This window comes from Bradyrhizobium zhengyangense (assembly GCF_022012555.1).
Taxonomy (GTDB): Bacteria; Pseudomonadota; Alphaproteobacteria; order Rhizobiales; family Xanthobacteraceae; genus Bradyrhizobium; species Bradyrhizobium zhengyangense.
Genome location: NZ_JAKLTZ010000008.1, coordinates 120,389 through 132,552, shown reverse-complemented (window position 1 = coordinate 132,552; position 12,164 = coordinate 120,389). Strand labels below are relative to the sequence as shown.

General features: G+C 63.3%; 13 protein-coding genes. 5 read left to right on the top strand and 8 right to left on the bottom strand.

Annotated features, from left to right (window positions below):
• The first annotated feature begins 39 nt into the window (after positions 1-39).
• Positions 40-849, top strand: a complete 810-nt coding sequence (locus L6639_RS27625) for an ABC transporter substrate-binding protein (protein ID WP_237864779.1) — start codon at positions 40-42, stop codon at positions 847-849.
• Here L6639_RS27625 and L6639_RS27620 read toward each other — a convergent pair.
• The 4 genes from L6639_RS27620 to L6639_RS27605 all read right to left on the bottom strand — a co-directional run bounded on the left by L6639_RS27620 (position 823) and on the right by L6639_RS27605 (position 3,173).
• A complete protein-coding gene (locus tag L6639_RS27620; protein ID WP_237864778.1) occupies positions 823-1,521 on the bottom strand; it encodes an ABC transporter permease in 699 nt (232 codons plus the stop codon). The genes L6639_RS27625 and L6639_RS27620 overlap by 27 nt on opposite strands.
• Before the next feature lie 137 nt (positions 1,522-1,658).
• Complete coding sequence (locus L6639_RS27615) at positions 1,659-2,360, bottom strand: aquaporin (RefSeq protein WP_237864777.1); 702 nt, start codon at positions 2,358-2,360, stop codon at positions 1,659-1,661.
• A 2-nt stretch (positions 2,361-2,362) separates the two neighbouring features.
• Positions 2,363-2,773: an arsenate reductase (glutaredoxin) gene (arsC, locus tag L6639_RS27610; protein WP_237864776.1), complete on the bottom strand. Its 411-nt coding sequence runs from the start codon at positions 2,771-2,773 to the stop codon at positions 2,363-2,365.
• A gap of 55 nt (positions 2,774-2,828) precedes the next feature.
• Positions 2,829-3,173 (bottom strand): ArsR/SmtB family transcription factor, encoded by a 345-nt coding sequence (locus L6639_RS27605; RefSeq protein WP_237864775.1) that lies wholly within the window; start codon positions 3,171-3,173, stop codon positions 2,829-2,831.
• 272 nt (positions 3,174-3,445) lie between these two features.
• Here L6639_RS27605 and L6639_RS27600 point away from each other — a divergent pair, with 272 nt between their 5' ends.
• From L6639_RS27600 to L6639_RS27585, 4 genes are all read left to right on the top strand, one after another.
• Positions 3,446-4,297: a 3-hydroxybutyryl-CoA dehydrogenase gene (locus L6639_RS27600; RefSeq protein WP_237864774.1), complete on the top strand. Its 852-nt coding sequence runs from the start codon at positions 3,446-3,448 to the stop codon at positions 4,295-4,297.
• Between the two features lie 264 nt (positions 4,298-4,561).
• Positions 4,562-5,026: a group III truncated hemoglobin gene (locus tag L6639_RS27595; protein WP_237864925.1), complete on the top strand. Its 465-nt coding sequence runs from the start codon at positions 4,562-4,564 to the stop codon at positions 5,024-5,026.
• A 262-nt stretch (positions 5,027-5,288) separates the two neighbouring features.
• Positions 5,289-5,936: a Rieske 2Fe-2S domain-containing protein gene (locus L6639_RS27590; protein ID WP_237864773.1), complete on the top strand. Its 648-nt coding sequence runs from the start codon at positions 5,289-5,291 to the stop codon at positions 5,934-5,936.
• A 129-nt stretch (positions 5,937-6,065) separates the two neighbouring features.
• Positions 6,066-7,790, top strand: a complete 1,725-nt coding sequence (locus L6639_RS27585) for a methanol/ethanol family PQQ-dependent dehydrogenase (RefSeq protein ID WP_237864924.1) — start codon at positions 6,066-6,068, stop codon at positions 7,788-7,790.
• Positions 7,791-7,879: 89 nt separating this feature from the next.
• Here L6639_RS27585 and L6639_RS27580 read toward each other — a convergent pair whose 3' ends face one another.
• The 4 genes from L6639_RS27580 to gfa form a co-directional block, all read right to left on the bottom strand.
• Positions 7,880-8,143, bottom strand: a complete 264-nt coding sequence (locus L6639_RS27580) for a hypothetical protein (protein WP_237864772.1) — start codon at positions 8,141-8,143, stop codon at positions 7,880-7,882.
• A 53-nt stretch (positions 8,144-8,196) separates the two neighbouring features.
• Positions 8,197-10,509, bottom strand: a complete 2,313-nt coding sequence (locus tag L6639_RS27575) for a xanthine dehydrogenase family protein molybdopterin-binding subunit (RefSeq protein ID WP_237864771.1) — start codon at positions 10,507-10,509, stop codon at positions 8,197-8,199.
• 1 nt (position 10,510) lies between these two features.
• The gene (locus L6639_RS27570) at positions 10,511-10,963 is read right to left on the bottom strand and encodes a (2Fe-2S)-binding protein (protein WP_237864770.1); all 453 of its coding nucleotides are present in this window, start codon (positions 10,961-10,963) and stop codon (positions 10,511-10,513) included.
• 635 nt (positions 10,964-11,598) lie between these two features.
• On the bottom strand, positions 11,599-12,162 hold the full coding sequence (gene gfa, locus L6639_RS27565) for an S-(hydroxymethyl)glutathione synthase (RefSeq protein ID WP_237864769.1): 564 nt from the start codon (positions 12,160-12,162) through the stop codon (positions 11,599-11,601).
• Positions 12,163-12,164: the final 2 nt, after the last annotated feature.

Below are 12,164 nucleotides of genomic sequence, written 5' to 3'. Positions count from 1 at the left end.
TCCGCCTAATTTGAATCATCTGGGAATGAGGAAGATGTCATGAAGAAGCTTGCCGCCATCGCAGCGGTTCTAATCTTGTCGACGGGCGCATGGGCGCAGGATCGCAGCATCACCGTGGCTTCCACGACGTCGACGGAGCAGTCCGGCCTGTTCGGCTATCTGCTGCCGCTGTTCACGAAGGCGGAGGGGATCGAGGTGAAGGTCGTCGCGGTCGGCACCGGCCAGGCGCTCGACATCGGGCGGCGCGGTGATGCCGACGTTGTGTTCGTCCATGACAGGCCGGCCGAGGACAAGTTCATGTCGGAAGGGCAGGGCGTGAAGCGCTTCGACGTCATGTACAACGACTTCATCATCGTCGGCCCGAAGAGCGACCCCGCAAAGATCGCGGGCGACAAGGACGTCGCCGATGCCTTGCGCAAGATTTCTGCTGCAAAAGCGACGTTCATCTCGCGCGGCGACAAGTCCGGCACACATGCCGCCGAGCTGCGGCTCTGGAAAGAAGCAGGCATCGAGCCCGCCAACGGCAAAGACGGCTGGTATCGCGAGATTGGCCAGGGCATGGGCCCGGCGTTGAACATGGCGTCGTCGTCGAATGCGTATTTGTTGTCGGACCGCGGCACCTGGCTGTCGTTTAGGAATCGGGGCGAGCTTGCGATCCTGACCGAGGGCGACAAGCGCCTGTTCAACCAATATGGCGTCATGCTGGTCAATCCGGACAAGCATCCCAACGTGAAGGCCAGGGACGGGCAGGCCTTCATCGACTGGCTGATCTCGCCAAAGGGCCAGGATGCGATTGCCGGCTACAAGGTCGGCAGCGAGCAGCTATTTTTCCCCAACGCGTCCCACTAGCAGGAAGGCGACGGTCGACACGGCGACGCTGAGTGCGAGCAGGATCAAGCCGAGGCCGAGCGCCAGCGGCAGGTCGCCCTTGCTGGTCTCCAGCGCAATGGCCGTCGTCATCGTGCGGGTAAAGCCGCGGATGTTGCCACCGACGATGATGATGGCGCCGACCTCGGCGATGGCGCGCCCGAACGCGGCCAGGAACGCCGTCAGCAGCGAGGTCCGGCCGAGCGCGAACAACAGGCCGATGCTGCGCAGCGTCGATAGTCCGTCAATCCGTGCAAGGTCGCCATATTCGGCCCACAACAGGGTTGCGGGCCGGTGCACCAGCGCAACCACGATCGGGGTTGCCAGCAACGTCTGCGCGATCACCATGGCCGCCGGCGTGAACAACAGGCCGGCCGCGCCGAGCGGGCCGGAGCGCGACAGCAAAAGATAAAGCGCGAGTCCGACCACAACCGGCGGCAGGCCGAGCAGCGCGTTGGTCAGCACGATGATGACCTGTCGCGCGCGAAAGCGCGTGATCGCCAGCAAAGCGCCGAACGGCGCGCCGATCAGCAGCGCGATGATGCTGGCCGTCAGGCTGACGCGCACCGACAGCGCGACGATGCCGAGAAGTTCGGGATCGGCTTGGCCAATCAGCGTGAATGCGGCAGCGATGGATCGCGCGAAATCGTTCATCCGGCGTGATGTCTCAGCGCCAGGCCTGATGTCAAGGGATGGTCACTGTCGTGGCCGCGATCTCGCTTCAAAACCCGCCCCCTGCCGTTGTGACGACTGTCGGAGAATACAGGGGAGGAGCGGCTTGGGCACTCCTTTCATTCGTGGGCAGGAGCGTGCTTCAGGCTTGCTCCGCCCCACAGCCAGCTCGCAAGCGGAAGGGCAACGATCGCCCCGATGAGCTGCGCGGCAATGAAGGCCGGCACGCCGTGTGGCGCGATACCTGCAAATGTGTCGGACAGCGATCGGGCGATGGTGACGGCGGGATTGGCGAACGAGGTCGAGGCCGTGAACCAATAGGCCGATGTGATGTACAGGCCGACGGCGTAGGGGACGGCAGCCGAGGCTTTCGATGCGACGCCAAAGATCGTCAGCAGCAGGCCGAAGGTAGCCACGGCCTCGGCGAGCCATTGTCCCGCGCCGCTGCGCTCGGTCAGCGAGACCTCGAGGACGGGAAGCTCGAACATCAGATGCGCAATCCACACGCCGATGATCGCACCCGAAATCTGCGCTGCGATATAGATCGCCGCATCAATCCAGGCGGTCTCGCCGCGCAGGGCAAAGGCCAGCGTTACCGCCGGATTGAAATGCGCACCCGATATGGGAGCAAACATCAGGATCAGCACCACGAGGATGGCGCCGGTGGGAAGCGTGTTGCAAAGGAGCGCCAACGCGATGTTTCCACCGGCGAGCTTCTGGGCCATGATCCCCGAGCCGACCACCGCGGCGAGGAGGAACGCCGTTCCGAGCCATTCGGCAAATGCGCGCTTTGCAAGGCTTGGCTGTACAAGGCTTGGCATCGTCAGACGCCGCGGTCGAGCCTGATACGCTCGCCGTCTTCCTTGACGAATTCACCCTGCTGCGGAGGCAGAAGATCCAGCACCTCTTCGGAGGGCCGGCACAGCTTGACGCCTTTTGGCGTAACCACGATCGGCCTGTTGATCAGGATCGGATGCGCCATCATGGCGTCGAGCAGTTGGTTGTCGGTCAGTTCGGCGTTGTCGAGCGCAAGCTCGGCATAGGGCGTGCCCTTTTCGCGCAGCAATTCGCGCACCGAAAGCCCCATGCGTGCGGCAAGCTGTTGGAGCAGCGCGCGCGATGGCGGCGTCTTGAGATATTCGATCACGTGCGGCTCGATGCCGGCGTTGCGGATCAGGGCGAGCGTGTTGCGCGAGGTGCCGCAGGCGGGATTGTGGTAGATGATCACGTCCATGGCCGATACTTTCGGAGGGACAGATGAACGTGCAGGCGTTTCATGGTCTGTCCTTTCAGGCTGGAGCCTTGTTGCGCTTTCGCGCGGGTTTCGAAGACGAGGCGGGTGCGCATGATACGCCGCCGCAGCAGTTTTCCGTGAGGAAGCCGACCAGCGAGTTCATGGTCTCGAACCGCGCCGCATAGATCATCGAGCGTCCCTCGCGCCGGACAGTGGCAAGCCCGGCCATCCGCAGCCGGTCGAAGTGAAACGTCAACGTGTTTGGCGCCAGATCCAGCGCGTCCGCGATCGCACCTGCGGTCATGCCTTCAGGGCCGGACCGCACCAGCAGGCGGAATACGTCGAGCCGATTGTCCTGCGCCAGCGCGGCGAGCGCCGTGACGGCATCTGTCTTTTCCATATTTCAACGATTATTGAAATAACGGTGGCGCGTCAACTTTAATCTCGGCATTCCAGGGGCTGGAAAGAGCCGCAAAACTCGGGCCGATCAGGCCGCGGGGTCGCCAAATCATGTCCTTTTCGAGCGGAAAGGCAGCTTTATTCTCGCCACGGATGCGCTAAGGAAGAGCCTGGATGCGGTGCAGCACGTAAGGCGCCGCGGCTCGAAATTCAGGTCAAACCGGGCACGCTACCGCTCAAGGCCGGCCCGTTCAACGAGAAGGACGTCATTCCATGATCAATACCGTTGGCATCATCGGAGCTGGGACCATGGGCAACGGCATCGCCCAGATCTGCGCCGCGGCCGGGCTGTCGGTCGTGATGGTCGACATCTCCGATGCGGCGGTGAACCGCGGCATCTCGACCGTCGGCGGCAGCCTCGAGCGCCTGGTCAAGAAGGAGAAGATCTCGGCGGCCGATCGCGAGGCGGCGCTCAAGCGCATCACCGGCACCACTGATCGGGCGAAGCTTGCCGACTGCGATCTCGTCATCGAGGCCGCAACCGAGAACGAGGAGCTGAAGGTCAAGATCCTGAAGGATCTCTGCGCCACGCTGTCGCCGCGCACGCTGGTTGCCACCAACACCTCGTCGATCTCGATCACCAAGCTTGCCGCAGCGACCGATCGCCCGGATCGATTCATCGGCATGCATTTCTTCAACCCGGTTCCGGTCATGCAGCTGCTGGAACTCATCCGCGGCCTGCAGACGTCCGACGAGACCCACGCCAAGGCGCTCGATTTCGCCCAGCGCGTCGGCAAGGTGGCGATCACGGCCAAGAACAGCCCCGGCTTCGCGGTCAACCGCATCCTGTGCCCGATGATCAACGAGGCGATCTTCGCGCTCCAGGAGGGCATCGCGACCGCCGAGGAAATCGACGCCGGCATGAAGCTCGGCTGCAACCATCCGATCGGGCCGCTGGCGCTGGCTGATCTGGTCGGTCTCGACACCATGCTGTCGGTGATGGAGGTCTTTTATAAGGGCTTCAACGATCCTAAATATCGTCCAGCCCCCTTGCTCAAGGAAATGGTCGATGCCGGCCATCTCGGCCGCAAGACCGGGCAGGGCTTTTACTCTTATGGCGCCTGATCCAGTAATCGCTACAATGACGGTGCCGTAGGGTGGGCAAAGCGGAGCGTGCCCACGCATTTGTCGCGATCGAGAGAGATGGTGGGTACGGCGCAAGTGCGCCTTTGCCACCCTATGATGCTGATCATAGGGCAGGCAGGCGGGCTTAAAACGCCCGCCCCGCCCAATCCCGCAATTTGCGCCATGACAAAGACGTCGTGCGCATTTGGCCCGACAGTGTTGAGCGGGCGGCTCGCGGGAACAACGAAACGGAAAACGAAGGACATGTCGGATCGACTGAAGGCCGAGCGCGAGGCGGCGGCCGCGCGGCGGAACCTGCTGACCCAGGATGCGATCGAGCGTACCGGGATTACCGAGGAGATGATCGGGGAACTCGTCAGCCGCTTCTACGGCCGCGTCCGCGAGGACGCGCTGCTTGGGCCTGTCTTTGCTATCGTCCAGAATTGGGACGAGCATCTGGCGAAGCTCAAAGACTTCTGGTCTTCGGTGGTGTTGATGAGCGGCCGCTATCACGGCTCGCCGATGCGAGCGCATATGCCGCTCAGCCTGATTGGCGATCATTTCGACCGCTGGCTCGACCTGTTCGAACAGACTGCGCGCGAGGTCTGCCCGCCGCCGGCGGCCAGCCTGTTCATCGATAGGGCACGTCGCATCGCTGACAGTTTTGAGATGGCATCGGCCACCATCGCTGGTCGCATTGCGTCGCCGCGCCACGTTCTACGGTCTTGAACGTGCGAAGCTGACTTTATAACGTGCAGTTGAATCGCTCCACGGTTGCATCGCGTGGCGAAAACGCGCTGCACCAATTCTTACAGCATCGACCTGATCTGCAAAATCATCATGCCGATCGCGCGACATGATGTTGAAATGGCAAAAACGCGTTTGAATGCGTGCAATCGTGTTCAATCAAAGCGAGTAAAGCCTTATTGATGCACTGCGGCGCCAATTCTTCGCCTTCATTTCGGCAGAGTTCCAGCGCCTGCTACTGTGCATGTCGAATGCACCAACCAACATCGCATCGTCATCCTCCGACAACATTGCGGAACTCGAATCCTGCGCCGAGCAGACGCGGCGAACGCTGCTGCTCGGTGCGCTCGCCACCACGGCGTGTCTCGGCTGTTCCGCACCGGTGCGCGCGGGCGAAGATGCGCCCGGCTCGGACGAGCGGCCGCAGAAGGGCGACCTTCTCGTCTTCTCCGAAGGTGACAGCGAAGGAAAGCTGATCAAGGCAGCTGACCTGACGCTCGGCGGTCCGCCGGTGCATGCCTGGCCGCAGGATCCCAAGACATCGGTGGTGCGCAGCGCCTCGCGGCTCAACGAGCTCCTGATCATCAAGCTCGATCCCGCCGAGCTCGACGAGCAAACCAAAGCGCGTGCCGTCGATGGCATCCTCGCTTATTCGGCGATCTGCGCCCATGCCGGTTGTCCCGTCACCGCCTGGGTCAAGAGCGATGTCGGCGACAAAGATGTTTTCAAATGCATGTGCCACAACTCCGAATACGACCCGCGCGAAGGCGCGCAGGTGGTGTACGGCCCGGCGCCGCGGCGGCTCGCCGCGCTGCCGCTGGCACTCGCTGACGGTTCGCTCAGCGTCGCGGGCGGCTTCGTCGGAAAGGTAGGTGGCGCGCAGCCGGGATGACGGACGGTGCGGGGATGGGCCCGCCTCACGAGAGGCCGCATCCGCCGAGGGGCGGATTTCGGGACGAACGACAAGAATTCAAAAGAAGAATTCAATCGGATGAAAAGGGGAACGTCCATGAAAACGTACATGACCAGAAAGCAATTACTGCTGTCCGGCTTCGTCGCCTTCACATGTGTCGTCTCGACCGCCGCAATCGCCGGCCCGATCGAGAATTACGCGCCCGTTACCCAGCAGCGCCTGGAGAATCCGGAACCCGGCAATTGGATGCTCTATCGGCGCACCTATGACGGGCAGGGCTACAGCCCGCTCGACCAGATCAACACCGCGAATGTGAAAGACCTCACGCCGGTCTGGACATTCGCCACCGGCGTCGTCGAGGGCCATGAGGCGCCGCCGATCGTCAATAACGGCGTGATGTTCGTGGCAACACCGATGGGGCAGGTGATCGCGCTGAATGCGAAAACCGGCGACGAATATTGGCGCTACAAGCGGCAGCTCCCCGACGATCTGTTCCAGCTGCATCCGACCAGCCGCGGCGTCGGCTTGTGGGAAGACAAGCTCTATCTCGCCACCACCGACGACCATGTCGTCGCGCTCGATGCCAAGACCGGCAAGGTGGTGTGGGACACCAAGGTGCAGGATTACAAGAAGGGTCAGTACATGACCCTGATGCCGCTGATCGTCGATGGCAAGGTCATCGTCGGCGGCTCCGGCGGCGAGTTCGGCGTGCGCGGCTATGTCGCCGCCTACGATGCCAAGGACGGCAAGGAGCTGTGGCGCACCTTCACCATTCCCGGCGAGGGTGAGCCCGGCCACGACACCTGGCAGGGCGACGACTGGAAGAACGGCGGCGGCTCGGCCTGGATGACCGGCACCTACGACAAGGACACCAAGACGATCTATTGGGGCGTCGGCAACGCCGCGCCGTGGCCCGGCGAGATGCATCCCGGCGACAATCTCTACACCTCGTCGGTGCTCGCGCTCGATCCCGGCAACGGCAAGATCAAGACCTATCACCAGTATCACCAGAACGATTCCTGGGACTGGGACGAGGTCGACGCGCCGATGCTGATCGACCTGCAGCGTGACGGCCGCAGCATCAAGAGCCTGGTCCATCCCGGCCGCGATGCGATCTTCTGGGTGCTCGAGCGCACGCCGACTAAGATCAACTACGTCGCCGGCTGGCCGTTCGTCTCGACCGATGTCTGGAAGGGCATCGACGAAAACGGCAAGCCGATCGTCGATCCCGCGCACAAGCCTGCGGTCGGCAAGCGCGTGGAGTTCTGCCCGTCGCTATGGGGCGGAAAGGATTGGCCATCGGCGGCCTACAGCCAGAAGACCGGCCTCGTCTACGTGCCCGCCAACGAGAATTTCTGCGGCGGCTTCACCGGCGAGAAGATCCCGCTCAAGCCAGGCGAGCTCTGGCTCGGCACCAAGCCTGAGGACATCGGCCTGAAGACCAAGCCCGGCGCCGATCATTTCGGCGAGATCCAGGCTTGGGATCCCGCGACCGGCAAGAAGGTGTGGCAGCACGACTTCCCGAAGTCGCAGATGTTTGGATCGGTCACGGCAACCGCAGGCGATCTCGTCTTCGCCGGCGGCACCAACGACCGCAACTTCCGCGCCTTCAACGCCAAGACCGGCGAGCTGCTCTGGCAGCAGAAGACCAACTCCGGCATCATGGGCATGCCGATGTCCTATGAGATCGACGGGACGCAATACATCGCGATCCAGTCGGGCTGGGGCGTCGACGCGCAGCGCATCCAGGATGCGCTCGCGACCAACAATATCGGCATCGAGTCCAACGTGCCGCAAGGCGGCGTGGTCTGGGTGTTCGCGCTGAAGAAATAAGCTCCGCAGGCGGATCGAAGACGGCGGAGCGACAGGGGGCAAATGCGGCGGACGGCAACGTCCGCCGCATTTTGCGTGTGCGACCGGACCTACTTCCCCTGCCTGTCCACCTTGTCCTTCTCCGTCTGATTCATCTCCCGAATCTTCGGATCGGTGCTGCTCTGCCCGGTTGTCTGGGTGGTCGAGGCGGGCGGGGCGCTGGTGTTGGGAAGCGAGCTCTGGTCCGGCGTGGTGGGGCGCGTCGCCGTGGTCGGCGGCGTGGTGGTGCTGCTTTGCGCGAACGCGGCCGTAACAGTCAAAAGAAAGGCGCTCGACAGCAGCGAGACTGCGAGCGCCCTTGAGATATTGGTCATCGATCTGCTCCTGTCAGATCGAAGAGAAACGGCGCGAGGCCGCGTCTGTTCCTTTACGCCTCCAATTGCTTCCCGATCGGAAGCGCGCGGATGCGCTTGCCGGTCGCCGCGAAGATCGCGTTCATCAGTGCCGGCGCGAAGGGCGGCACGCCGGGCTCGCCGACGCCACTCGGCGGCGTATCAGGCCCGGGCGGCACGATGTGGACATTGGTCACCAGCGGGGCCTCGTCGATCCTGACGACCTGGAAGCCGTCAAAATTCTTCTGCTCGACCTTGCCGTTCTTGAAGCTGATCTCGCCGTATTTGGCGAGGCTCAGGCCCATGATCGCCGCGCCCTCGATCTGCGAGGCGATGCGCTCCGGGTTGACATAGGTGCCGCAGTCGATCGCGGTGTCGACCCGTGGCACCGTCAGCTTGCCCTTTTCGTCCACGGCCACCTCGACGATGGTCGCGATATAGCTGACGAAGCTGCGGTGCACGGCGATGCCGAGGCCGTGGCCCTTCGGCACCGTCCGCCCCCACTCGCCCTTCTCGGCGACCAGCTCGACCACCTTGCGCAGGCGCGCGGTGTCGATCGGGTAGCTGTCATAGGGCTCGCCGTAGTTCCAGAGGTCCTTGACGTTGGGCTTGACGATGCGTGGGCTGCCGATCAACGCCAGCAGCGTCTCCTTCTGGTCGCGCCCGGTCGCATTCGCGATTTCGCCGACCATGGACTGCACCGCGAAGGCGCGCGGGATATTCGAGACCGAGCGGAACCAGCCGATGCGGGTGAACGCCGCGGCCTCGGGGTTCTCGCAGGAGATGTTGGCGATCTCGAACGGCATGTCGACGAGCCCCATGCCGAGCTCGAACGATGCCGCATGGTTGGCACCGGCCGCGAAAGTCGAGGCGATGGTCGGCGCCACGCTGCGATGGCGCCAGGCGATCACCTTGCCGTCCTTGTCGAGGCCAGCCTCGATCCGTTCCACCGAGACGGTATGCAGGAAGTCGTGGTGGAGGTCGTCCTCGCGCGTCCATTGTACCTTCACGGGCACGCCGAGCTCCTTCGACAGCAGCGCAGCCTCCAGCGCAAAGTCGCATTTCGATTTGCGGCCGAAGCCGCCGCCGAGCAGCGTGACATTGACGGTGACATTGCCCTCGGGAATGCCGAGCGTCTTGGCGACGTCCTCACGCGTGCCGCCGGGGCTCTGCACAGGCGCCCAGATCTCAGCCTTGTCGCCCTTGACGTCGGCCACCGCGACCGGCGGCTCCATGCTGACATGGGCGAGATGCGGCAAATAATATTCGCCGACGACGACCTTGGCGGCCGTCTTGAGCGCAGCATCCGCATCGCCCTCCTGGCGTACGACCAGGCCCGGCTTGCGTGAGGCCTCCTCGAGGTCCTTGCGGTAGGCGACCGAGTCGTATTTGCCGTTGGCGCCGTCGTCCCAGACCAGCTTCAGCGCGTCGCGGCCCTTGATCGCTGCGCCGGTGTTGCGCGCGATCACGGCAACGCCGCCGAGCGGCTGGAATTTCGATGGCCACGGCCAGCCTTGAACTTTCATCACCTTTTCGACGCCGGGCACTTTCAGTGCCGCGTCCGGATCGAACGAGGTGAGCTTGCCGCCGGTCACCGGCGGGCGCGCGATCACGGCGTATTTCATGCCCGGCAGGCGCACGTCGGCGCCGTAGCGGGCCTTGCCGGTGGTAATGTCGTGGAGATCGACGATGCTGACCTGACCCTTGCCGAGATAGCGGAAGTCCTTGGGGTCTTTCAGCTTGAGCCCTTCGATGGCAGGCACCGATTCCTTGGCGGCATCGGCAGCCAACTCGCCGAAGCCGAGCTTGCGTCCGCTGGTGCTGTGGACGACCTCGTGATTGACCGCCTTCACCTCGGTCGCCGGCACGTTCCAGCGCTTGGCCGCGGCCTGCTCCAGCATGGTGCGGGCGGAGGCGCCGATCTGGCGCATCGGAATCAGATAGTGCCGCGTACTGCGCGAGCCGTCGGTGTCTTGATTACCGAACTTGACCTCGTCGCCATGAGCTTGCTCGACCTTGACCTTGGACCAGTCGGCCTCCATCTCCTCGGCCACGATGAGCGGCAGGCTGGTGCGCACGCCGGTGCCCATCTCCGAGCGGTGGGCGAGGATGGTGACGGTGCCGTCAGGCGCGACCGCAACGAAGACGCGCGGATCAACCACGACGCCATGCGGCATCTTGCCGGCGCCGGTCTCATAGGCAAAGGCCTGGCGCGTCATCACGGGGGCCGCGAGCACGAAGCCACCGGTGATGCCGAGCCCCTTCAGGATGCTGCGGCGCGAGACCTTCTCGACCTTAATGTTCTTTTCGAAGCCACGGAGCTTGCCGGGATTGTCGATGAAATTCATGTCACACTCCCGTCGATGCGAGATGGACGGCATTCTCGATGCGCTGGTAGCAACCGCAGCGGCAGATGTTGCCGGACATCGCCTCGCGGATCTGGTCGTGTGACGGCTTGGGATTGTCCATCAGCAGCGCTGCCGCCTGCATGATCTGGCCGGCTTGGCAGAAGCCGCATTGGGGAACGTTGACCTCGCGCCAGGCCTTCTGGACCGGATGATCGCCGTCCGGATGCAGCCCCTCGATCGTGGTAACCTCGCGCCCCGCGACGTCGTTGATCGAGGTGATGCAGGAGCGCACCGCCTCCTTGTCGACGATGACGGTGCACGCACCGCACAGGGCCTGGCCGCAGCCGAACTTTGTGCCGGTCAGCCCGGCTTCGTCGCGCAGGAACCAGAGTAGCGGGAGATCCGGGTCGCCATCCCAGCTCTGTTCCTGGCCGTTGATCTTCACCTTGATCATGATCGTCCCTCGCTCTTCATAAGCTTGCTGATTTCAACATTGCCGATTTCGGTCGGCGCAATGTCCGTAGCGTCGTGTGACCGCACGCCAACCCGTCGTCCCACACGGGCAGGTCCCGGCAGGAAGCTGGAATGCGAATCGTGATGTCCGGATGTGCTCGATACCTCCCGTTTTGTTCTTATTTGATTGAACTCGCGCGGCATCGTGACGACGCGACCCTAGCAGAGATCGTGTCGAACCGGCGTTCACAGCCGGGTGTTCTTGACGTGAACAGATTGCATCCTGGGTTTGTCAAAAGCAGGGCGCAGCATGAGGTCGCGCGACGGACGGTCGTAAAATCGAAAGACAAAAAAGCTTCGTCCGCCAGAGGGACTGAGCGGACGAAGCAGTAGTCCTCAGTCGAGGGAGGGAGAATCGCTAGGCCGCGCTGACTTCAAGACGGAAGAGGGCGACACTGCGCAGTCATTCAAAGACCAGGACTGAGGGAGCGGAACGCGCTCGCATACGCATGGTGCACTGGCGGCAGGATGGCCGCGATCATTCGAGAGCCGCACCCATCCTGCCCGCTGGCGAACCAGCGAGCGGACGGGACATCGTCAAGCGGCTTGTCACTCAGCCTTGTCAGGCAACGTTGCTCAGGCGGCCTTGGCCTTCGCCACGTGGGTCGCGATCGCATCCATCAGCGCGGGCGACAGGCAGTCATAGGGCTCGAGGCCGATTTCCTTCAGCCGCGACCGGATGCCAGCCATCTGCTCGGGCTTCACGCCGGATTCGATGACAGAGGAAACGAAGGCGGCGAATTGCGGCGCCTGCGAGCCCTGTTCCTGGAACAGCTCGGGATGGATGAAGTCGAGACCGTAGAACGGATGGTTCTTGTTCTCGATGCGGCCGAACATGTGGGTGCCGCAGGCCTTGCAGGCGTGGCGCTGGATCACCGCGGAGGCATCGACGATCTGGAGCTTGTCGCCGTTCTCGAGCACGGTGAGGTTCTGGCGCGGGACGACGGCCACGACCGAGAAGGTCGCGCCCTGCGGCTTCCAGCACTTGGTGCAGCCGCAGGCGTGGTTGTGCGCCACGTCGCCCTTGATGCCGACCTTGACCTGATGATCCCTGCATTTGCAGGCGAGCGTGCCGCCGGCAAAGTGCCCGGTACCTTGTTTGAGGCCGTTATCGATCGATGGGTGGAGTGCAACAGTCATGG